The following is a 21366-nucleotide window of genomic DNA, read 5'->3' as shown; positions in this document are numbered from 1 at the left end:
ACATAGGGAAAAATCGGTGCATCAAGGCTACTTGAGGACCTTCGCTGAAGCAAGTTACCGCCGGTTGGCTGATGGCTTTTTGCGCAGCTGCCGGGTCTGGCGACCCGGCAGCCTGAGGTCAGATAGAGGTGCGGCGGTAGTGGCGATACTGAGGCAGCCAGAAGTTGTTGGCGACCGCCTGCGACAGGACGTCTTCTGACGTGACGACCGCCACGCCTGCCAGCTGCGCGGCTTTGCCGACTTCCATGGCGATAATTTTCGATACGCCCTGAATATCCTTAATCTCCGGCAGCACCGGACCTTCGCCTTCGTTAACCAGCGGCGAACAGTCAGCCAGCGCGCGGCTTGCGGTCATCAGCATCGAATCGGTGACGCGCGTCGCGCCAGCGGCAATGACGCCCAGCCCAATGCCAGGGAAAATATAGGAGTTATTGCACTGCGCAATGGGATAGGTCTTGCCTTTCCAGCTGACCGGCGAGAAGGGGCTGCCGGTGGCGACCAGCGCTGCGCCGTCAGTCCAGGCGATAATATCCGCTGGCGTGGCTTCAACGCGCGAGGTCGGGTTAGAGAGCGGCATCACGATAGGGCGCGCGCAGTGCTTGTGCATCTCGCGAATGATCTCTTCGGTAAACAGTCCTGGCTGACCGGAAACGCCAATCAGAATATCGGGGCGCGCGTTGCGTACCACGTCCAGCAGCGAAATCGAGTCGCTGGCGGTATCCCACTCTTTCAGGTTTTCGCTCTTCTGCACCAGCTTGCTCTGGAAGTCGAGCAGGTTCGGCAGCTTATCCGTCAGCAGGCCAAAACGGTCTACCATCAGCACGCGGGCGCGCGCTTCTTCATCGCTTAAGCCTTCCGACTTCATCTGCGAAATAATCTGCTCGGCGATACCGCAACCGGCGGAGCCTGCGCCCAGGAACACCACTTTTTGCTCGCACAGACGGCTGCCTGCGGCGCGGCTGGCGGCGATCAGCGTGCCGACGGTGACGGCGGCGGTGCCCTGAATATCGTCGTTAAAGCAGCAGATTTCATCGCGGTAGCGTTGCAGCAGCGGCATGGCGTTTTTCTGCGCGAAGTCTTCAAACTGCAACAGCACGTTGGGCCAGCGACGTTTTACCGCCTGGATAAAATCGTTTACAAAGGCGTCGTACTCTTCACCAGTAATACGCGGATGACGCCAGCCCATGTAAAGCGGATCGTTCAGCAGCTGTTGATTGTTGGTGCCCGCATCCAGCACCACCGGCAGGGTGTAGGCCGGAGAGATGCCGCCGCAGGCGGTATACAGGGAGAGTTTGCCGATAGGAATGCCCATGCCGCCAATCCCTAAATCGCCGAGGCCGAGAATACGCTCGCCGTCAGTGACCACAATCACCTTCACGTTCTGCTTGGTGGCGTTTTGCAGCATATCTTCAATGTGGGCGCGGTTCGGGTAGGAGATAAACACGCCGCGCGCGCGACGGTAGATTTCCGAGAAGTGTTCACAGGCCGCGCCAACGGTTGGGGTATAAATAATCGGCATCATCTCTTCGAGATGGTTGTCGAGCAGCCGATAGAACAGCGTTTCGTTGGTGTCCTGAATGTTGCGCAGATAGACGTGCTTATCGTTATTGTTTTTAAAGTCCTGGAACTGACGCCAGGCGCGCTCTGCTTGTTCTTCAATGCTCTCAACCGCCTCAGGTAGCAGGCCGTTGAGGTTAAATTCGTTGCGCTCTTCCAGCGTGAAGGCGCTGCCTTTGTTCAGCAGGGGAAATTCCAGCAGGATCGGGCCAGCGTAGGGGATGTACAGTGGACGTTTACTTTCGTACTCGTGTTCCATGAATTGATGCTCCGGTTGCAATGTTGTCTGGCTAAAATGCAGACGCCAGTCGTTCTTTTTTTGTGTAGCTGGCGCACGATCCTATGAAATTTCTCGCTGATGTACAGCTTTTGTAAATAAAAGATATTGTAAGTGTTGAAAAGCGTGCCGTGGCTCACTCAGGCTTTGCGCAGCGTTACGCGCGTCAGCTGCGTGCATCCCAGCGCGGCCAGCGTGGCCTGAGTGGCGGCAAACTGATCCAGCGTCGCGTTCTCCACCTCGGCCAGCGCCGCGGCCTCGATATTTTCACAGGCTTCACCCTGCATATTCAGCAGGATCAGCGCAGCCTGGAGCGGCGGCAGGCTGGGGTTAAAGGCGGCGTTTTCGGCGTAGCGCCCGGTGACCAGCGCGCCGCTGGCGGTGCGCAGCGCGACGCCGCTGTGCGATCCGCTGTAAGGGGCGTGACTCTCACTGGCCGCCGCAATCGCCGCCTGAGCCAGCGCGTCGCCCTGCATCAGATAGCCGTGGTCCACCTTGTCTAACAGCAGCGTGGTGATATTGAGGTCGCGCGGACCAAAAGCGTCCGGTAAATAGTCGCCGAGGGTACTGACGCTGCGCCCAGGCAGGCTGATACGCAGCCCGGTGCCGCTGTTAAGCTCGTTCATAAACTGACGACAGTGGCCGCACGGCGTGTAGTTGACGGTCATGGCTTCCAGGCTGCGCTCGCCGCGCAGCCAGGCGTGTGTAATCGCGCTCTGCTCGGCGTGCACCGTTTGCTGGAGCGCGACGCCGGCGAACTCCATATTAGCGCCGAAATACCAGTGGCCGCTGACGCCGCGCGCAATCGCGCCCACGTTAAAGCGGGAAACCGGAGCGACGGCGCAGGCCGCCGCCAGCGGCAGGAGCGCCAGCGCCAGCGCATCGGCATCCAGCTGGGTCTGCTGCATTAGCGCGGCGACCTGCTCCGGCGTCAGCACCGCCTGAAACTGTGCGTCGTCAAAAACCGGACGTAGTGCGCTTTGCAGTTCAGCAGGCAGCGCGCCGAAGGCGGAGATGAAACGTGGATGCATGATAGCCTCGTTAATTTCAGGCGGCCGATTGCCGCCAGAGGTTTATATGTGATCTGTATCGCTCTGACAATGCAACAGATTTGCATCGTTTCAACTTTGCGAGATCTCTCGCAAGTTTTAACCCAGCGCGCGCAGCAGTAGCGGAAAAATAAAGGGTGCCAGCAGCGACGTGATAATGCCGCACAGCACCAGCGCCAGAGAGCTGAAGGCCCCTTCCTGATAATCCACTTCGGCCGCGCGCGCCGTGCCGAGCGCATGAGAGGCGTTGCCGATCGCCAGCCCGCGCGCCGCGCGGGTTTTCACGCCCAGCAGGTTTAACACCATATGCCCGAATACCGCGCCCAGTACGCCAGCGATCAGCACGCAGATAGCGCTGATAGCAGGAATCCCCTGAAGCGAGGCGGAAACGGCCATCGCAATCGGCGTCGTCACCGATTTGGGCAGGATCGTGGCGGCGATTTCCGGCGTTGCGCCCATCCACAGCGCGATTGCCGTACCGGACGTCATCGCGGTCAGGCTGCCGATAAAGCAGACGCCAATCAGCGACTTCCAGCGCGCGCGAATCTGATGCATCTGTTCATAGAGCGGCAGCGCCAGCGCCACCACGGCGGGTTGCAGCAGCTGATTGAGGATCTGACTGCCGGCGAAATAGCGCGTGTAGGGAATGTTCAGCACCAGCAGCAGCGGAATAATAATCGCCATCGCCACCAGCAGCGGATTGATTATCGAGATTTTTACTTTTGCGGCCAGCTGGCGCGCGAGCATAAAGACACCGACGCTGAGCGGCAGCGACCACCAGATGTCACTCACTGGGCTTCTCCTGCGTGCGGCGCGTATGAATTTTATGGGCGCTCCAGCCGACAATGGCCAGCACCAGAAAGGTACTGACCACAATAGAGACCACAATCGGGCCAAACTGCGCGCTGAGCACGTCGGTGTAATTCATGACGCCGACGCTAATCGGCACAAACAGCAGCGCCATATAACGGATGAGCAGATGGCAGCCCGGCTTCACCCAGTCCACGGGCAGAACCTGGGCCGCCAGCAGGGTGAACAGCGTCAGCATGCCGAGAATACTGCCGGGAATGGTGATCGGCAGCAGCACGGCGATAGCGTTGCCTGCGTAGAGGCAGAGATAAATGATGGCGAAGGCGCGCACGTAGCGCCAGCACAGCGACAGCACGGTGGGCATAGCAGGCTCCTGTTTTACAGCACAACATCATACGCGACATCGCATAAAAAAAGGCGACATTGCTGTCGCCCTGGGGCGTTAACTACGCGCCCGTTGCGGGTGACCAGGTCGATCGCAACGTCGCTTAAGGCATCCCTGCGCGCCTGGCCCGCGCTATGACGCACCTCATCTCTGAAATGCGCGTTTAGCCGGGCCAACGCGCTGCGTTGTCTAAAACGCCTCGGTGGTTTGTCCTTGTCGCGCGACGCTTTGCGCTTCGGTCCCGGCCACGCGCTCCGCGGCCTGACGTGCGGCCATCAGGGCGATCGCCTGTAACTTTTTACTTAACCGGCATACCTGGCTGTGCGCCGCTGTCGACAGAGAGCACAAACAGATCTTTTCCGCCCGGTCCGGCCGACAACACCATGCCTTCCGACACGCCGAAGCGCATCTTACGCGGCGCAAGGTTGGCGACAATAATCGTCATTTTGCCGATCAGCACCGACGGATCCGGATAGGCGGCGCGAATGCCGGAGAAGATCTGGCGTTTCTCGCCGCCCAGATCCAGCTGCAAGCGCAGCAGCTTGTCAGAACCCTCTACCAGCTCCGCGTTTTCGATGAGCGCTACGCGCATATCGACCTTCGCAAAGTCATCAATGGTAATGGTATCGCCAATCGGCGCATCCGCCAGCGGGCCGGCAGCCGGTTTACTGGCGGCCGCCGCATCCTCTTTCGACGCTTCGATCAGCGCGTTCACTTTAGTCATTTCAATACGTCCATACAGGGCCTTAAACGGCGCAACCTGGTGATTAAGCAGCGGCTGGGCAATCGCATCCCAGCTCAGTTCGCTGTTAAGGAACGCCTCGGCGCGCTCGCTCAGCGCTGGCAGCACCGGCTTCAGCCAGGTCATCAGCACGCGGAACAGGTTAATGCCCATTGAGCAGATGGCCTGCAAGTCAGCATCGCGGCCTTCTTCTTTCGCTACCACCCAGGGAGCTTGCTCATCCACATAGCGGTTAGCCAGATCGGCCAGCGCCATAATCTCGCGGATCGCACGGCTAAACTCGCGGCTCGCCCAGGCTTCGCCAATTTTCTCCGACGCGTCGACAAAGGTCTGGTACAGCGATGGATCCGCCAGCTCAGACGAAAGCTGGCCGTTAAAGCGCTTCGTCAGGAAGCCCGCGTTGCGCGACGCGAGGTTCACCACCTTATTAACGATGTCGGCATTCACGCGCTGCACAAAATCTTCCAGGTTAAGGTCGATGTCGTCGATGCGTGACGAAAGCTTGGCGGCATAGTAATAACGCAGGCTGTCCGCATCCAGGTGCTGTAGCCAGGTGCTCGCTTTAATAAAGGTGCCGCGCGATTTTGACATCTTGGCGCCATTCACCGTTACGTAGCCGTGAACAAACAGGTTGTTCGGCTTACGGAACTGGCTGCCTTCCAGCATCGCTGGCCAGAACAGGCTGTGGAAGTAGACAATGTCTTTGCCGATAAAGTGATACAGCTCGGTGGTGGACTCTTTCTTCCAGAACTCGTCAAAGTCGATGTCGCCGCGCTTGTCGCACAGGTTTTTAAACGCGCCCATATAGCCAATAGGCGCATCCAGCCAGACGTAGAAATATTTGCCTGGCGCATCCGGGATTTCAAAGCCGAAGTAGGGCGCGTCGCGAGAGATATCCCACTGTTGCAGGCCGGACTCGAACCACTCCTGCATTTTGTTCGCGACCTGCTCTTGCAGCGCGCCAGAGCGCGTCCAGGCCTGAAGCATGGCGCTGAACGACGGCAGATCGAAGAAGAAGTGCTCAGAGTCGCGCATTTCCGGCGTCGCGCCAGAGACCACCGATTTCGGCTCAATCAGTTCGGTCGGGCTATAGGTCGCGCCGCACACTTCGCAGTTATCGCCATACTGATCCGGCGACTTACATTTCGGGCAGGTGCCTTTAACAAAACGGTCCGGCAGGAACATGCCTTTTTCCGGATCGTAGAGCTGAGAAATGGTGCGGTTTTTAATAAAACCGTTCTCTTTCAGGCGAGAGTAGATCAGCTCGGACAGCTCGCGGTTCTCGTCGCTGTGCGTCGAGTGGTAGTTGTCGTAGCTGATGTTGAATCCGGCAAAATCGACCTGATGCTCCTGACTCATTTCGGCAATCATCTGCTCCGGCGAAATGCCCAGCTGCTGCGCTTTCAGCATAATCGGCGTGCCGTGCGCGTCGTCGGCGCAGATGAAGTAAACCTGATTGCCACGCATTCGCTGGTAACGCACCCAAATATCTGCCTGGATATGCTCGAGCATGTGGCCGAGATGGATCGATCCGTTCGCGTACGGCAGGGCGCACGTTACCATTATTTTTTTAGCGACTTGAGTCATAGTTTGCGTAGCTTTCTGTTGATTGAAAAAACGGGCTTAGATGGTAACTCATGCCCTGGCAGGCGTAAACACAAGGGCGGTCTCACGTCGCCCACCTCCACATCTGATATGATTGTTGTGTTACCGCTGAACCCAGCGAAAGAAAAGTCAAAAAGGAGTGGGGATGACAGCACAATCCCGGACATCACATTCACCTGAAGCCTTGCGCGCCGTGGTTATGGGCGTGTTGAGCGGCTTCCGGCATCCGACCCTCGATCATAATCTCACTACGCTAAAGGCGCTGCATCATGTGGCCCAGCTCGACGGCAAACTGCATATCGAACTCTGTATGCCGTTTGCGTGGGCGAGCGCGTTTGAGGAGCTGAAAGCGCAGACCAGCGCGGAACTGCTGCGCCTGACCGGCACCCAGGCCATTGACTGGCGGCTGCGTCACGACATCGCCACGCTCAAACGCGTAAAAGGTCAGCCGGGCGTTAACGGCGTGAAAAACATCATTGCCGTCAGTTCAGGCAAAGGCGGCGTCGGCAAATCGAGCACCGCCGTCAATATGGCGCTGGCGCTGGCGGCGGAAGGCGCGCGCGTCGGCATCCTGGATGCGGATATTTACGGCCCGTCGGTGCCGAATATGCTCGGCACCGAGCACGAGCGTCCCACCTCGCCCGACGGCACGCATATGGCGCCCATTATGGCGCACGGTCTGGCGACGAATTCCATCGGCTATCTGGTGACGGACGATAATGCCATGGTGTGGCGAGGACCGATGGCGAGCAAAGCCCTGATGCAGCTGCTCAACGAGACGCTGTGGCCCGAACTCGACTATCTGGTGCTCGATATGCCGCCTGGGACGGGTGATATTCAGCTGACGCTGGCGCAAAGCGTGCCGGTGACGGGCGCCATCGTGGTGACCACGCCGCAGGACATTGCGCTGATCGATGCGCGCAAGGGTATGGTGATGTTTGAAAAGGTGAACGTGCCTGTGCTGGGCGTGGTGGAAAACATGAGCCTGCATATCTGTAGCCACTGCGGCTTCCACGAGCCGATTTTCGGCACTGGCGGCGCAGAGAAGCTGGTGGCGGATTACCAGACGCAGCTGCTGGCGCAGCTTCCCCTGCATATTAATCTGCGGGAAGATCTGGACGACGGCGAGCCAACGGTTATCCGCCGTCCGGACAGTGAGTTTACCGCGCTCTATCGTCAGCTGGCGGGCCGCGTGGCGGCGCGGCTCTACTGGCAGGGAGAGGTCATTCCCGGCGACATCGCCTTCCGCGCGCTGTAGCGTTACGCACCGCTGGCGTCGAGTCAGGACGCCAGCGGAAAGTGCATCAGCACATATTTTCCCTGGTCGCTCTCGCCCTGCGCGATGATTTTCCAGCCGTGCCGCAGATAAAACGCCTGCGCCGCGTTGTTCATTAACAGGCACTTCAGCGCGCCGGTGCTGGTAAAGCGCTCCTGCACCTTTTCCAGCAGCGCGCCGCCGACGCCGCGTCCCTGATAAGCGGGGTCGACATAAAGGCTGTGCAAAAAATTGTCGTTTTCCAGCACGCCGGCAAAACCGACGCGGCGCCCGTCAAGTTCAGCGACCCACACGGTTTCTCCCAGGATAACGCTATCGAAATCTTCCAGCTTCCATTCGCTGTCATCAAGCCAGCGCCAGTTATGACGACGCACCGCCAGAAACAGCGTTCTCAGAAAAGGGCGATCGGCCTCAGTAAAAGATCGTATAAGCACAGATAAACTCCTGCATTGCCTTTTCTTCAAAATTAGCAGTTCTGGCGAGAAAAGATAAACCTCGTTAAATCAATACGCTTTGCGTGTAGAATGCCGGGGCGGCGTCACGAGCGGCACAGCCTGCCGCGTTTGATAGCTTTCGTTTATCTGATTGATAACGACTGCATATTAGAAGTTGGCCCGAAAATTATGTAACGTGGATCACATCTTTTAGCGGAGGACTTCAGATGTCTATCATTAATACCAAAATCAAACCGTTCAAAAACGCTGCGTTTAAAAACGGCGAGTTCATCGACGTAACTGAGAAAGACGTTGAAGGTAAATGGAGTGTTTTCTTCTTTTATCCGGCTGACTTCACCTTTGTTTGCCCGACTGAACTGGGCGACGTAGCCGATCACTACGAAGAATTTCAGAAACTGGGCGTAGACATCTACTCTGTGTCTACCGACACCCACTTTACCCACAAAGCCTGGCACGGTTCGTCTGAAACCATCGCGAAAATCCAGTACGCGATGATTGGCGACCCGACTGGCGCGCTGACCCGTAACTTCGAAATCATGCGTGAAGCTGAAGGTCTGGCCGATCGCGGTACTTTCATCGTTGACCCGGAAGGCATCATCCAGGCAATCGAAATCACTGCTGAAGGTATCGGCCGCGACGCGTCTGACCTGCTGCGTAAAGTGAAAGCGGCTCAGTATGTTGCTTCTCACCCAGGCGAAGTTTGCCCGGCTAAATGGAAAGAAGGCGACGCGACTCTGGCTCCGTCTCTGGACCTGGTTGGCAAAATCTAATTTCCCTACCGGTTTTCGATCTTTCTCTATCGGGTGCTGCGGCACCCGATTTCTTCTGACAGGAACTCACTATGCTCGACACTAACTTAAAAACCCAGCTCAAGGCTTACCTTGAGAAATTAACCAGGCCTGTTGAGTTGATCGCTACCCTGGACGAGGGTGCCAAATCAGCGGAAATTCGCGATTTGCTGACGGAGATCGCCAGCCTGTCTGAAAAAGTCAGCTTCCGCGAAGAGAACGATCGTCCGGTGCGCAAACCTTCATTCCTGATTACTAACCCAGGCTCACACAGCGGCCCGCGCTTTGCCGGTTCGCCGATGGGGCATGAGTTTACCTCGCTGGTGCTGGCGCTGCTGCAAACTGGCGGCCATCCGTCAAAAGAGACGCAGAGCCTGCTGGATCAGGTTGCGTCGCTGGACAGCGACCTGCATTTCGAAACCTATTACTCGCTGTCGTGCCACAACTGTCCTGACGTGGTTCAGGCGCTGAACCTGATGGCGATCATTAACCCGCGCGTCTCGCACACGGCGATTGACGGCGGCATGTTCCAGAATGAGATCACCGAACGCAACGTGATGGGCGTTCCGGCGGTATATCTGAACGGCAAAGAGTTCGGTCAGGGCCGCATGAGCCTGGCTGAAATCGTCGGCAAGGTCGACACCAATGCCGACAAACGCGCAGCAGAAGAGCTGAACAAGCGCGACGCCTATGAAGTGCTGATTGTCGGCAGCGGCCCGGCGGGCGCGGCAGCGGCAATCTATTCTGCGCGTAAAGGTATTCGCACCGGTCTGATGGGCGAACGTTTTGGCGGCCAGGTGCTCGACACCGTGGACATCGAAAACTACATCTCCGTACAGAAAACCGAAGGCGCGAAGCTGGCTGGCTCGCTGCGCGCTCACGTAGACGACTATGACGTGGATGTGATCGATACCCAGAGCGCTATCAAACTGATCCCGGCGGCAAAACAGGGCGGCCTGCACGCGGTTGAAACCGCCTCCGGCGCGGTACTGAAATCACGCAGCATCATCATCGCCACCGGCGCGCGCTGGCGCAACATGGGCGTGCCTGGCGAAGAGCAGTATCGCACCAAAGGCGTGACCTACTGTCCGCACTGTGACGGCCCGCTGTTTAAAGGCAAGCGCGTCGCGGTTATCGGCGGCGGTAACTCTGGCGTGGAAGCGGCAATCGACCTGGCTGGTATCGTTGAGCACGTGACGCTGCTGGAGTTTGCGGGCGAAATGCGCGCTGACCAGGTGTTGCAGAACAAACTGCGCAGCCTGAAAAACGTTGACGTGATCCTGAACGCTCAGACCACTGAGGTTAAAGGCGACGGCAGTAAAGTGACCGGCCTGGCCTATATCGATCGCACCAACCAGACGGCGCACGACATTGCGCTGAGCGGCATCTTCGTGCAAATCGGTTTGCTGCCGAATACCACCTGGCTGGAAGGCGCGGTAGAGCGCAACAAGATGGGTGAAATCCTCATCGACGCGAAATGCGAAACCAGCCTGAAAGGCGTGTTCGCGGCGGGCGACTGCACTACAGTGCCGTACAAGCAGATTATTATCGCCAGCGGTGAAGGCGCGAAAGCTTCGCTCAGCGCGTTTGACTATCTGATCCGCACCAAACCGGCTGAATAATTTGCGATAGCCATGCAACGGCCCCGGAACTTTGTTCCGGGGCTTTTTTTTAATAGCCCGCCAGCGTCATCAGCATCATCCATACCGGCGTCGTCACCGCCGCAAACACCGTAGAGAAGAGCATACTGGCCGCTGCCGGTCCGGTCAGAACGTTAAACTTTTGCGACATCAGATAGACATTAATACCCACCGCCATCGATCCCAGTAACACCACCACCCGGCTCTCCAGCGGTGGTAAATCCACCAGCCAGGCGATGGCCCAGACGGTCATCGGCTGTAAAATCAGCTTCAGCAAACAGATGGCGTAGCTTTCTCGCAGCCCGTCGCGCACGCGGTAGTGCGCCAGACTCATGCCAAGCGTGACCAGCGACAGCGGCGCGGCGATTGACGCAAGCATCCGCAGCGGTTCGGCGGCGATGGCGGGTAACGGCTGCTTTAAAAAACTCCACCCGGTGCCGCTGAGAATGCCGACGATCAGCGGGTTCTTCGCCACGCTGAGCAGCGTGCGGCCGATCCCCTTTAGTGAGAAGCTACCCTGTTTTGCCCACTCCACCGAGAGCGTCAGCAGCGTCCACAGGATCAGGCTGTTGAATACCAGCACCAGCGCCACCGAGGGCAGCGCCTGCGGACCGAGCAGCACCGTCGCCACCGGAATGCCCAGCATAACGTTATTGGAGAAGATGCCGCCGAGCGCGAACACCGTTCCCGCCACGCCGTCGAGTTTAAACAGGCGCGCGCCCAGCACGCGGCCAAGAATGAAGATCAGCAGGCAGCTGCCGAAAAAAGCCAGCAGCAGACGAACATCCACTGGCGGACTTTTATAGAAGTCGCTCATCACGCGAAACAGCATGCAGGGCAGGGCGACATTGAAGACAAATCGGTTCATGCCTTCGCTGATGCTAATGGGCCATTTGCCGAAGCGCGTCAGGGCATAGCCAAGAAAAATTAAGATAAACAGCGGAGCGGAAAGATAAATCTGGTGGGTCAGCGTATCAAGCAAGCCAGGCATAGCGCGTCTGTTATCGGCAATAGGTAACATCAGCCTAACATGTTGTTGCTAAATGCGTAACCTGGCGACAAAGGGTTTTAGCCCAGCCAGCGACGCGCCTGCGCATCGCTGATATCGCTATAGTAGATGCGATAAAGCGTCTGGTTGCAGGTTCGACAGCGTGCGGAAATCAGGGTGGAATAGTAGGTTCTGCCGCTGGGGGCAATGGCATTGGCGCGGGAGATTACGATGTCCTGCCAGCGGTGACGATGCGGAATAAACGAAAAAAACCTCATTTTGCTTCCCAAATGTCGACTGCGATTGAATAAAGCTATTTAGCGTGATGACGGAATAGTAATAGTTATAATGAGATAAGACAGACAGGCTTTAGCGCGACAAAAAAGTCAGTTAAAAAAACGACTTGTCTCTTCAGTGACAGCGTAAATATTGGCTCGTTTTTTAATAAAAAAATGCTGTTTCTACTGGTCGCTATAATCTGAACCCGCAGCATTAGGCCTTTTTTCTGCCTCTCAATAGTTGATCGTGATCATGCTGAATCGCGCTAACTGGTAATACCTCTTAAGAGGTAGGGGTTTCATTGCGAATCTCATCTTTTTTATGTCACGTGTGTAATAACCGGCTGCGAATAATTAAACGGGTTTCAGTTGATTTTGAGATGGCAGGGTAAAACCTAAAGTTTATGTTCTGGTTGTTCTTGATCTTGCTCAAAGTGAGGGGGTAGAGAATAGTCAGGTAGATTTGACTGAGTGCTGGAAAAGGTTTTAAGAGATAAACTCAATAAGGAGAAGCGGTTATGTTATAGGGGAAGAGATAAAGCATTCCATCAATAAGGACCAGAGCAATATTCAGCCGATGACTGTTCAGGAATACCGCAAGGTCGTTGCTCCTCCAGAAGAGCAGGAAGAATAAACTGAAGCACAACCAGAGCATGTATTAACACTCGCTGGCGCATGGAATATGTATAAACAGGCAAAGTCCAAAAGCTGGACTAAGGCTATCTCACAAGCCAATGAACGCTTTATTGAGGTCCTGTAGATAGTCCTGGGCGCATTTACAGACGTAACGACGATTACCAGACAAGATATTAAGCAGGTAATGGAAATCGTTGAAAACTTGCCAAAGCGCGCTGTGCATCCATACCGGTCGATGGCTGTTCAGCAATTGACAGAGTGTGATGATGTGCCGCCTGAAGATTTGGCTGGCGCTGAGTCAATCCACAAGCCTTTGAAGATGTTGTTTAAAACCTTTCTGACTGGCAATAAAGATATTCTGGAGAAGCTTCCGATACCGCCATTTGGGTAACAAAGAACAGCGGCGTCGGGCTGTTGTAAATATTTACAGCTGATATAAAAACGAATCTTCCTGATTTAACTTACCCTATTCTACTGTTCGTCAGGATTTATGGCTAAAGAATGAATGGTTAGTTGTGCCACTCAATCTGTCACACCTGATCCAGGAGGAGCGCATTTGCCGTTTACAAGACTTCCCGCTGGCATTACTATCCTGAGCAGGGATTAATGAGAAGCATTAATCGCAATATTTTGATTTTGCAGTAAATGACTCGGGGTGCCCTTCTTTGTGAAGGCTGAGAAAAACCCGTATTACCTGATCTGGATAATGCCAGCGTAGGGAAGTCAGATGCCTGACCGCATTCGCCTTCTTGTTCGCCGGTTGGGAGCTATGATGATCCACCAGCCTCAACGCTTTTCTGATGCGCAGTTCGCGCCCGTTCTCTCCCGATTTGTTCAACAGTCGCCGCTGGTGCACTGCATGACAAATGATGTCGTACAAAATTTCACCGCAAACGTTTTGCTGGCGCTGCACGCCTCGCCCGCTATGGTGATCGACCCTGATGAAGCCAGGCAGTTTGCCGCTGCGGCCGATGCCTTACTCATCAACGTGGGCACCTTAACCCGCGAGCGTCGCGATGCCATGCTGGCTGCGGTTCAGGCCGCAAATCACGCCCAGACGCCCTGGGTACTGGATCCTGTCGCGGTCGGCGCGTTGACGCTGCGCACCGACTTCTGTCAGCAGTTACTGGCTCTGCAACCCGCTGCTGTACGCGGTAATGCCTCTGAAATTCTGGCGCTGGCACAGCAAAGCCGCGGCGGACGCGGGGTAGATACCCAGCATCAGGCGGAAGCGGCGCTGGAGGCCGCGTGTGAGCTGGCTAAAACGCATCACACGCTGGTCGCGATCAGCGGCGAGGTTGACTATGTTACCGACGGCAGCCAGACGCTGACCATATCCGGCGGCAACCCGCTGATGACGCGCGTCGTGGGGACAGGCTGCGCGCTTTCCGCCGTGGTCGCGGCTTTTTGCAGCCTGCCCGGCGAGCGGCTGAACAACGTTGCCAGCGCCTGCCGCGTGATGGCGCTGGCGGGGGAGCGTGCCGCCGCGCAGGCTGATGCGCCGGGTCATTTCGCCATGCATTTCATTGACGCTCTGTGGCGACAGGCACAGGAGGCGCGCGTATGAAACGTATCAACGCTCTGACGATTGCCGGCACCGATCCCAGCGGCGGGGCAGGGGTGCAGGCCGATCTCAAGGCCTTTTCAGCGCTTGCGGCTTATGGCACCAGCGTGATTACCGCGCTGGTGGCGCAAAACACCTGTGGCGTGCAGTCGGTCTACCGCATTGAACCTGAGTTTGTCGGCGCCCAGCTCGATTCCGTTTTAAACGATGTGCGCATTGACACGGCAAAAATCGGTATGCTGTCTGAAACCGCCATCGTGCAGGTGGTGGCGGAAAAGCTGAAACGAGCCGACATCCCCTGTGTGGTGCTGGATACGGTGATGGTGGCGAAAAGCGGCGATGCGCTGCTGTCGCCGGACGCCATTGCCAGCGTACGTGAGCTGCTGCTGCCGCAGGTATCCTTGATCACCCCCAATCTGCCCGAAGCGGCGGCGCTGCTGGACTGTGCGCCAGCGCAAAATGAGGACGAAATGCTGACGCAGGGGGAAGCCCTGCTGGCGTTCGGCTGTCCGGCGGTGCTGATGAAAGGGGGACATCTGGGCAACACTGAAAGCCCGGACTGGCTGATCACGCGCGCCGGAGCCGAGCGATTCACCGCGCCGCGCGTCAATACCCGACATACGCACGGCACCGGCTGTTCGCTCTCTGCCGCGCTGGCGGCGCTGCGGCCGCGTCACGCTGACTGGGCGGAGACGCTGCGCGAAGCCAAAGCCTGGCTGCAACAGGCGCTGATGCAGGCCGATACGCTGGAGGTCGGCAAGGGCATTGGGCCAGTGCACCATTTCCATCGCTGGTGGTAGGGAAAAATGCCCTGATCTGGATAATTTTGCTACGGATCCGTCTGAAAAATGGAGTCAGCAATTTGCGTCGTCCTGGTGCGGCGGTCAGGCTGTGATGGCGCGCGCCGGCCTGGGTCGGCGCATCACCCCATTTCTGACAGGAGTTAACATGACGGACATCGTACAGTTACTGGGCCAGGACGCGGATTCTCTTCTTCAGCATCGCTGTCTGGCTCTGCCCGCGGAAAACCTCTATTTACCCGGTCCGGATTATGTCGATCGCGTGATGATCGACAATAACCGCTCCCCTGCGGTGCTGCGCAATATGCAGACGTTGTACAACACCGGACGCCTTGCGGGTACCGGTTATCTGTCTGTCCTGCCGGTCGATCAGGGCGTTGAGCATTCAGCAGGCGCCTCTTTCGCGGCTAACCCGCACTATTTCGATCCTAAACATATTGTCGAGCTGGCCATAGAGGCAGGCTGTAACTGCGTCGCCTCAACCTATGGCGTGCTGGCTTCGGTAGCGCGCCGCTATGCGCACCGTATTCCCTTTATGGTGAAGCTTAATCACAACGAAACCCTGAGCTATCCCACGCAGTACGATCAGACGCTTTATGCCAGCGTCGAGCAGGCGTTCAACATGGGCGCGGTGGCGGTGGGAGCGACGATCTATTTTGGTTCCGAGCAGTCGCGTCGTCAGATAGAAGAGATCTCCGCTGCGTTTGAGCGCGCGCATGAGCTGGGTATGGTGACGGTGCTCTGGGCCTACCTGCGAAATAACGACTTTAAAAAAGACGGCGTCGATTATCATGCCAGCGCCGACCTGACCGGACAGGCCAACCATCTGGCGGCCACGATCGGCGCAGACATCGTTAAGCAGAAGCTGGCAGAGAATAATGGCGGCTACAAGGCGGTAAAATTTGGACATACCGACGAGCGAGTCTACAGCACGCTGACTACGGATAACCCGATCGATCTGGTGCGCTATCAGCTGGCGAACTGCTATATGGGTCGCGCAGGATTGATTAACTCAGGCGGCGCGTCTGCGGGTGAAACCGATATTGCTGAATCGGTACGCACGGCAGTCATCAACAAACGTGCAGGCGGCATGGGGCTGATACTGGGACGCAAGGCATTTAAAAAGTCGCTGAAGGATGGCGTGGCGCTGATCAATGCGGTGCAGGATGTGTATTTGTCTAAGGAAGTGACTATCGCCTGATTAAACCTGGCTTACTTGCCCGTTCCCGTCCGGGCAGTGCTCGTGCCTGGTCACATACTTATGTATGCTCCCAGGCCCTGCGCGCTGGCCGTACGGGAACGGGCTTCGCCGCCGACGGTTTAATGCCCAGAGGATTATTGAGGCCGAATACAGATATAGGCTCCAGACCTTGCGCGCTGGCCGTACGGGAACAGGCTTCGCCGCCGACGGTTTAATTCGCAAGGCTTATTGAGGTCAGAGACTTATGTATGCTTCCCGGCCCTGCGCGCTGGCCGTACGGGAACGGGCTTCGCCGCCGACGGTTTAATGCCCAGAGGATTATTGAGGCCGAATACAGATATATGCTCCAGACCCTGCGCTGGCCGTACAGGAACGGGCTTCGCCGCAGACGGTTTAATGCCCAGAGGATTATTGAGGCCGAATACAGATATATGCTCCAGACCCTGAGCGCTGGTCGTACGGGAACGGGCTTAGCCGCAGACGGTTTAATTCGCAAGGCTTATTGAGGTCAGAGACTTATGTATGCTCCCAGACCTGCGCGCTGGCCGGACAGGAACGGGCTTCACCGCCGCCGGTTTAGCGCAACGAAAAGGCCAGCAATGCGCTGGCCTTATTTACTGCTCAGCAGGCATTATGGCGACTCAAACCATTCGCTGTTGCGCTCGGCGACAGGCGTGATGGAAAAAATCATCTCCTGCAAATGACGACGCATCGCGGCTTCGGCGGCGTCGGCATCATGCGCCTTCAGCGCCGCCAGAATCTCTTCATGCTGCTCAATCAGACTTTCCGGCGGCGAGACTTCACTGAGCGTCAGAAAGCGCACGCGGTCCATTGCCGCTTTGATATTCTCCACCGTTTCCCACGCCAGCGCGCAGTTGATGCTTTCCGCAATCAGACGGTGAAACTCATCGTCAAGGCTGAGAAAGGCCTGGCTGTCGTGACGCTCAGCTGCCAGTTTTTGCAGCTGAATATTGTGGTCCAGCGCCATCAGCGCGGCGGGTTCAATCTCCTGCGCGGCACGCCGCACCACCGACACCTCGACCGCCTCGCGAATAAAGCGGCCATCCGCAACGCGACGCGCGGAGATCTTCCGCACAAAGGTTCCGCGCTGCGGCAACACCTGCACCAGACCTGCTTCCGCCAGCTTGATAAAGGCTTCGCGTACCGGCTGTCGCGAGACGTTAAATCGGGCGGAAACTTCTTTCTCTGACAGCAGCGAACCCGGTCGGATCGCGCAGGTCACAATATCCCTACGCAGATAACGATAGATTTGCTGGTTAACCGGTTCGCTGGTGGTAATGGTATAGGCGATTGACATGCTGCATATCCGTATTGCGGCTGGCCGCAGCCAGCCCGTTGGAAAGTGTCAGTCTAATCAGCGCGCTGCCACTGCGCCAGCGCTTTTGGCACAGAAAAATTACCGCGCATTAACAACCTGCGCCAGGGTAGCGCGCGCGCCCTGTTCGCGCAGCTGTAGCCAAAAACGCGTTAAGGTTGCGACTACCGCCTCATTCTGCGCCAGATCGTCGCCAAAGACAGCTTTTATGCCCAGCAGCGCCCGCACACGCTCTTCGCCTTCCGCGCTGCTGGCCACGCGTTCAGCCAGCTCGCTTTTCAGAGGATCGCGTATCTCAATCGGCGCGCCTTGCTCATCCACTCCGCCGACATAGCGCATCCAGCCCGCCACGCCCAGCAGCAGCAGGTCGCAGTTGCTGCCGTTACGCAGATGCCAGCGCACGCTGTCCAGCATACGCTGCGGCAGTTTTTGCGTGCCGTCTGTCGCAATCTGATAAGTGCGATGTTTGATGGCGCGGTTTTCGTAGCGCGCAATCAGCGAGTCAGCGTAGGCGGTCAGATCGACGCCCTGAGTGCGCAGCGTGGGCGCCTGCTGCTCAAGCATCAACTGACGCGCAGCGGCGCGCAGGTTCGCATCGGCCATACAGTCGCTGATGTATTCATAGCCGGATAAATAGCCGAGATAGGCCAGGAAAGAGTGGCTGCCGTTAAGCATACGCAGCTTCATCTCTTCAAACGGCAGCACATCTTTCACCAGCTCTGCGCCAGCCTGTTCCCAGGCCGGGCGACCGCTGACGAAGTTATCTTCGATCACCCACTGGAAAAAAGGTTCGGCTTCGACGGCGACGGGATCGCTACAGCCGAGACGTTCAGCCAGCTGAGCGAACGCGCTGTCGGTCATCGCCGGAACAATACGGTCCACCATCGTGGAAGGGAAGGTGATGTGTTGCTGAATATAGTCGGCCAGCGCCGCGTCCTGTCGCTGCGCCAGCTGGACAATCACATTGCGCGTAACGTGGCCGTTCTCCGGCATGTTATCGCACGACATCACGCTGAACGGCGGCAGTCCCGCGTCGCGGCGGCGGCGAATGGCCGCCAGAATCAGGCCGGGCAGCGAGCGCGGCGCGTCGGGATGCGCTAAATCGTGCACAATATCGGGATGATCCGGGTTGAGATCGCCGCTGGCTGGATGATGACAATAGCCCTTTTCCGTTACCGTCATGGAAACGATAGCGACGTCCGGCTGGCTCATGGCGGAGATGACCGCCTCAATGCCGTCGCCTTTGCCGTGCAGCGAGGAGGTCACGACGCCAATAACGCGCGTGCTGAGCGAATCGTCGGCCATCTCTGTGAGGGTGTACAGGTGATCCTGCTGACGCAGCGCCTGAATCAGCTCGCCGCTGTTGAGGTTAACTTCACAATAGCCCCAGTCGCCGCCCTGTTCCGCCAGTTTATCGCTACACAATGCCTGATGCGCGCGATGAAACGCGCCGAAGCCAATATGCACCATACGGGTTTTCAGTTTGCTGCGATCGTAGCGCGGGCGCTGTACGTCAGCGGGAAGGCGATCAATCTCTAACATAGTCTGTCCTTATAGCAAACGGGGCGTCCTGCGCCCCGTGAATCAGTTATGTGAAAGGGCCTGCTTATACTGAGACCGGCTTGTTGCTCGCTTTCGGACTGCGGATCACGAACAGCACCAGGAAGGCGCCAATGGCGGCCACACAGCCAGCCAGCACGAAGGCGCTATCGAATTTGCCGGTATGCTGGACGATAAAGCCGGTCACAATGGGTCCGATAATGCCCGACAGACTGCCAACCAGATGAATAAAGCCGCTGATGCTGCCGACGCGGCTCTTGTGGACCACGTCCTGAATAATCGCCCAGTAAATAGCGCCGGTGATGTAGAGGAAGAAAATCGAGATCGACATCATTATCACCGCGGAATTGACGTCTTGTACCGTACCCGCCAGCGCCACACAAACGGCAGCGGCGAACAGTGAGACCACCAGCACAATTTTTCGTGACAACAGTAACTTGCCGGTAATATTGAAGATTTTATCGGAGATCCAGCCGCCCAGCGCCAGCCCGACGAAACCGACAATCCACGGGATCATGGTGGTTATCGACATGGATTTAATGTCGAGACCGTGCGCCTGCACCAGATAGGCCGGGAACCAGCTCAGGAAAAAGAACAGAATGTAGTTGTAGCAGAAGAAGGCAAAGGCGGTGACCAGAATAATCGGCTGACGCAGATAGTAGCCGAAACCGTGCGATGCCTGCGCCAGATCGGCCTCTTCGCCTGGCTGTTCTGCTTTCAGCTTCTCAACCAGCGCGCGCTCTTCTGCGGAAACATGCCGGCTTTTAGCCGGGTTGTCTGCGGAGACGAACAGCCAGATCGCCATCCACACCAGCCCAATCAGACAAATAATGACGAAAGCCGGACGCCAGCCAAAGGCGAGGGCGAGATAACCGATAATGGGACCGGCAACCGCGCCGCCTAAGGGCGAACCGGCGCTCAGCAAGCCCATTGCTGTTGCCGCCTGTTTTTTCGGGAACCAGCCGTTGATGGCTTTGTTGGCCGAGGCGCAGATGGGACCTTCCGCCATGCCGAACAGCACCCTCAGGATCAGCATCGACCAGAAGCCGGTTGCCAGCGCGGTCATACCGCAGAACAGCGACCACATGCCCACCGCCAGGCCGAGCACGATTTTAGGGCCAAAGCGGTCCGTGGCGACGCCGCCGACGAAGTTGAACAGGGCATAGCCGAAAAAGAAGCTGCCAAAGATCATGCCGAACTGTTCAGCATTGATCGCCAGGTCTTTTTCAACCAGCGGTAGGGTAAGGGACAGGGCAACACGATCGAGGTAGTTGATCATGTAAACAAGAAATAACAGCAGTACGATTGTCCAGCGCAGATTTTTAAACATAGTGGCTCCAACGCTTTTTTATAGTGATGTAACGCCGACAGCGCGCTGTCGGCTGAATCCCCGGTGAGGCAAGGTTACTGCATCTGTAAAATCACCTTACAGCAGGTTCGGGGGTCTTTTTCGAACAGCGTCATGGCGCGTTCGATGTCGTCGAGCGGAAAGTAGTGGGTAACCAGTTTTTCCGGCTGAATCAATCCCTGCTCCATCCACGCAATCACCTGCGGGAAGCGATGGCTGTTAAGGCGAGAGGTAAACAGCGACAGCTCTTTGCTGGTCAGGCTTTGCTGCGTGATGCTGCTCGGCTCGCCGGAGAAACCCAGCAAACCGATGCGCGCGGCGGGCGAGGCCAGCGCCGCCGCTTCCGCCAGAATAGCGGGATGGCATGCGGCATCGATAATCAGCGTGGGCTGCACGCCTTCCAGCTGCGCCGCCAGCGGCACCTCAGCGTTGTTGAAGACGCCATCCGCACCGTTAGCCTTCGCCAGCGCCAGACGCTCCGGCAGGCGATCCACCACCAGCACCTGCGCTACGTTATAAACGCCTTTCAGCACCTGAATCGCCGTCAGGCCCATCGGTCCCGCGCCGTAAATCAGCGCCACATCCTGCGGCTGCGGCTGAAGGAAGGCGGTAATATTGGCGGCGATGGTGAACGGCTCGACCAGACTGGCAAGCTTGTCCGGGATGGTCGCGGGCAGCGCATAAGCATTACTGGCTGGCGCGACGGCATAGTCGCTGAAGCCGCCGTCGCGGTGCACGCCGATGACGCTGAGCGTGGTGCAGACGTTAGGACGGCCCACCGAACAGGGGTAGCAGTGGCCGCAGCTGACGACCGGATCGACCGCGACGCGTTCGCCGATGCGGCTGGCGTCGACGCCTGCGCCCACCGCGTCAATCACGCCAAAAAACTCGTGGCCGATAACGCGCGGGTATCTGGCGAAAGGGTTATGACCGTGCCAGATATGCACGTCGGAACCGCAGATGCTGGCATATTTCACCCTGACGCGGACTTCGCCCGCCGCGGGCGTCGGCACTGCACGTTCGGCCAGCACCAGTTCGCCGGGTTGTTCTATCACGACACTTTTCATGATG

General features: G+C 57.4%; 18 protein-coding genes, 1 pseudogene and 1 riboswitch. Of the genes and pseudogenes, 7 read left to right on the top strand and 12 right to left on the bottom strand.

Translation table 11 applies throughout. From position 1 onward, the window contains the following. Nucleotides 1-118: 118 nt before the first annotated feature. From BBB56_RS12085 to metG, 5 genes are all read right to left on the bottom strand, one after another. Complete coding sequence (locus BBB56_RS12085) at nucleotides 119-1816, bottom strand: NAD-dependent malic enzyme (protein ID WP_123801203.1); 1698 nt, start codon at nucleotides 1814-1816, stop codon at nucleotides 119-121. 158 nt (nucleotides 1817-1974) lie between these two features. Continuing rightward, nucleotides 1975-2865, bottom strand: coding sequence for a cytidine deaminase (cdd, locus tag BBB56_RS12080; RefSeq protein WP_123801202.1), 891 nt, complete (start codon nucleotides 2863-2865; stop codon nucleotides 1975-1977). Nucleotides 2866-2982: 117 nt separating this feature from the next. Further along, nucleotides 2983-3675 (bottom strand): CidB/LrgB family autolysis modulator, encoded by a 693-nt coding sequence (locus BBB56_RS12075; RefSeq protein ID WP_123801201.1) that lies wholly within the window; start codon nucleotides 3673-3675, stop codon nucleotides 2983-2985. Then, nucleotides 3668-4057, bottom strand: a complete 390-nt coding sequence (locus BBB56_RS12070) for a CidA/LrgA family protein (protein WP_123801200.1) — start codon at nucleotides 4055-4057, stop codon at nucleotides 3668-3670. The genes BBB56_RS12075 and BBB56_RS12070 overlap by 8 nt, the downstream gene beginning before the upstream one ends. 319 nt (nucleotides 4058-4376) lie before the next feature. Next, the gene (gene metG / locus BBB56_RS12060) at nucleotides 4377-6407 is read right to left on the bottom strand and encodes a methionine--tRNA ligase (protein ID WP_123801198.1); all 2031 of its coding nucleotides are present in this window, start codon (nucleotides 6405-6407) and stop codon (nucleotides 4377-4379) included. 163 nt (nucleotides 6408-6570) lie between these two features. Between metG and apbC the strand changes: the two genes are divergently transcribed. Beyond that, complete coding sequence (gene apbC, locus BBB56_RS12055) at nucleotides 6571-7683, top strand: iron-sulfur cluster carrier protein ApbC (RefSeq protein WP_123801197.1); 1113 nt, start codon at nucleotides 6571-6573, stop codon at nucleotides 7681-7683. A 23-nt stretch (nucleotides 7684-7706) separates the two neighbouring features. On the opposite strand, the gene BBB56_RS12050 is transcribed toward apbC, so the two are convergent. Then, nucleotides 7707-8135: a GNAT family N-acetyltransferase gene (locus BBB56_RS12050; protein ID WP_123801196.1), complete on the bottom strand. Its 429-nt coding sequence runs from the start codon at nucleotides 8133-8135 to the stop codon at nucleotides 7707-7709. A gap of 227 nt (nucleotides 8136-8362) precedes the next feature. Between BBB56_RS12050 and ahpC the strand changes: the two genes are divergently transcribed. Beyond that, nucleotides 8363-8926 carry an alkyl hydroperoxide reductase subunit C gene (gene ahpC, locus BBB56_RS12045; RefSeq protein WP_033750273.1) on the top strand — a complete coding sequence of 188 codons (564 nt, stop codon included), beginning with the start codon at nucleotides 8363-8365 and terminating at the stop codon, nucleotides 8924-8926. Nucleotides 8927-8997: 71 nt separating this feature from the next. Beyond that, a complete protein-coding gene (gene ahpF, locus BBB56_RS12040) occupies nucleotides 8998-10566 on the top strand; it encodes an alkyl hydroperoxide reductase subunit F (protein WP_123801195.1) in 1569 nt (522 codons plus the stop codon). A 49-nt stretch (nucleotides 10567-10615) separates the two neighbouring features. Here the strand turns inward: ahpF and BBB56_RS12035 are convergent, their stop codons facing one another. Then, the gene (locus BBB56_RS12035; RefSeq protein ID WP_123801291.1) at nucleotides 10616-11575 is read right to left on the bottom strand and encodes an AEC family transporter; all 960 of its coding nucleotides are present in this window, start codon (nucleotides 11573-11575) and stop codon (nucleotides 10616-10618) included. Between the two features lie 77 nt (nucleotides 11576-11652). After that, nucleotides 11653-11850 (bottom strand): hypothetical protein, encoded by a 198-nt coding sequence (locus tag BBB56_RS12030; RefSeq protein ID WP_123801194.1) that lies wholly within the window; start codon nucleotides 11848-11850, stop codon nucleotides 11653-11655. A gap of 640 nt (nucleotides 11851-12490) precedes the next feature. On the opposite strand from BBB56_RS12030, the pseudogene BBB56_RS12025 reads away from it, so the two are divergent. The 4 genes and pseudogenes from BBB56_RS12025 to fbaB all read left to right on the top strand — a co-directional run. Next, a pseudogene (locus tag BBB56_RS12025) lies at nucleotides 12491-12859 on the top strand (integrase); the annotation flags it as partial. 268 nt (nucleotides 12860-13127) lie between these two features. Continuing rightward, nucleotides 13128-13224, top strand: a riboswitch (TPP riboswitch). Next, nucleotides 13214-14053: a hydroxyethylthiazole kinase gene (gene thiM / locus BBB56_RS12020; RefSeq protein WP_123801193.1), complete on the top strand. Its 840-nt coding sequence runs from the start codon at nucleotides 13214-13216 to the stop codon at nucleotides 14051-14053. Its footprint overlaps the riboswitch before it by 11 nt. Continuing rightward, a complete protein-coding gene (gene thiD / locus BBB56_RS12015; protein WP_123801192.1) occupies nucleotides 14050-14850 on the top strand; it encodes a bifunctional hydroxymethylpyrimidine kinase/phosphomethylpyrimidine kinase in 801 nt (266 codons plus the stop codon). The genes thiM and thiD overlap by 4 nt, the downstream gene beginning before the upstream one ends. 148 nt (nucleotides 14851-14998) lie before the next feature. Continuing rightward, the gene (fbaB, locus tag BBB56_RS12010) at nucleotides 14999-16051 is read left to right on the top strand and encodes a class I fructose-bisphosphate aldolase (protein ID WP_123801191.1); all 1053 of its coding nucleotides are present in this window, start codon (nucleotides 14999-15001) and stop codon (nucleotides 16049-16051) included. Between the two features lie 631 nt (nucleotides 16052-16682). On the opposite strand, the gene BBB56_RS12005 is transcribed toward fbaB, so the two are convergent. From BBB56_RS12005 to BBB56_RS11990, 4 genes are all read right to left on the bottom strand, one after another. Next, the gene (locus BBB56_RS12005; protein WP_123801190.1) at nucleotides 16683-17369 is read right to left on the bottom strand and encodes a GntR family transcriptional regulator; all 687 of its coding nucleotides are present in this window, start codon (nucleotides 17367-17369) and stop codon (nucleotides 16683-16685) included. Nucleotides 17370-17468: 99 nt separating this feature from the next. Then, a complete protein-coding gene (locus tag BBB56_RS12000) occupies nucleotides 17469-18929 on the bottom strand; it encodes a mannitol dehydrogenase family protein (protein ID WP_123801189.1) in 1461 nt (486 codons plus the stop codon). Nucleotides 18930-18993: 64 nt separating this feature from the next. Further along, complete coding sequence (locus BBB56_RS11995) at nucleotides 18994-20277, bottom strand: MFS transporter (protein ID WP_123801188.1); 1284 nt, start codon at nucleotides 20275-20277, stop codon at nucleotides 18994-18996. 74 nt (nucleotides 20278-20351) lie between these two features. Further along, on the bottom strand, nucleotides 20352-21362 hold the full coding sequence (locus BBB56_RS11990; RefSeq protein WP_123801187.1) for a Zn-dependent oxidoreductase: 1011 nt from the start codon (nucleotides 21360-21362) through the stop codon (nucleotides 20352-20354). Nucleotides 21363-21366 lie beyond the last annotated feature (4 nt).

This window comes from Candidatus Pantoea deserta, assembly GCF_003813865.1.
Classification (GTDB): Bacteria; Pseudomonadota; Gammaproteobacteria; order Enterobacterales; family Enterobacteriaceae; genus Pantoea; species Pantoea deserta.
The sequence above is the reverse complement of the archived record's forward strand: the minus strand, read 5'-3'. Positions and strand labels throughout refer to the sequence as shown.

What these genes read in the sequence shown, in the direction of transcription:
- BBB56_RS12030 (WP_123801194.1), bottom strand. Translation starts at nt 11,850, where the DNA reads ATGAGGTTTTTTTCGTTTATTCCGCATCGTCACCGCTGGCAGGACATC.
- thiM (WP_123801193.1), top strand. Translation starts at nt 13,214, where the DNA reads ATGCCTGACCGCATTCGCCTTCTTGTTCGCCGGTTGGGAGCTATGATG.
- metG (WP_123801198.1), bottom strand. Translation starts at nt 6,407, where the DNA reads ATGACTCAAGTCGCTAAAAAAATAATGGTAACGTGCGCCCTGCCGTAC.
- apbC (WP_123801197.1), top strand. Translation starts at nt 6,571, where the DNA reads ATGACAGCACAATCCCGGACATCACATTCACCTGAAGCCTTGCGCGCC.
- thiD (WP_123801192.1), top strand. Translation starts at nt 14,050, where the DNA reads ATGAAACGTATCAACGCTCTGACGATTGCCGGCACCGATCCCAGCGGC.
- BBB56_RS12085 (WP_123801203.1), bottom strand. Translation starts at nt 1,816, where the DNA reads ATGGAACACGAGTACGAAAGTAAACGTCCACTGTACATCCCCTACGCT.
- ahpF (WP_123801195.1), top strand. Translation starts at nt 8,998, where the DNA reads ATGCTCGACACTAACTTAAAAACCCAGCTCAAGGCTTACCTTGAGAAA.
- fbaB (WP_123801191.1), top strand. Translation starts at nt 14,999, where the DNA reads ATGACGGACATCGTACAGTTACTGGGCCAGGACGCGGATTCTCTTCTT.
- ahpC (WP_033750273.1), top strand. Translation starts at nt 8,363, where the DNA reads ATGTCTATCATTAATACCAAAATCAAACCGTTCAAAAACGCTGCGTTT.
- cdd (WP_123801202.1), bottom strand. Translation starts at nt 2,865, where the DNA reads ATGCATCCACGTTTCATCTCCGCCTTCGGCGCGCTGCCTGCTGAACTG.
- BBB56_RS11990 (WP_123801187.1), bottom strand. Translation starts at nt 21,362, where the DNA reads ATGAAAAGTGTCGTGATAGAACAACCCGGCGAACTGGTGCTGGCCGAA.
- BBB56_RS12035 (WP_123801291.1), bottom strand. Translation starts at nt 11,575, where the DNA reads ATGCCTGGCTTGCTTGATACGCTGACCCACCAGATTTATCTTTCCGCT.
- BBB56_RS12000 (WP_123801189.1), bottom strand. Translation starts at nt 18,929, where the DNA reads ATGTTAGAGATTGATCGCCTTCCCGCTGACGTACAGCGCCCGCGCTAC.
- BBB56_RS12070 (WP_123801200.1), bottom strand. Translation starts at nt 4,057, where the DNA reads ATGCCCACCGTGCTGTCGCTGTGCTGGCGCTACGTGCGCGCCTTCGCC.
- BBB56_RS12005 (WP_123801190.1), bottom strand. Translation starts at nt 17,369, where the DNA reads ATGTCAATCGCCTATACCATTACCACCAGCGAACCGGTTAACCAGCAA.
- BBB56_RS11995 (WP_123801188.1), bottom strand. Translation starts at nt 20,277, where the DNA reads ATGTTTAAAAATCTGCGCTGGACAATCGTACTGCTGTTATTTCTTGTT.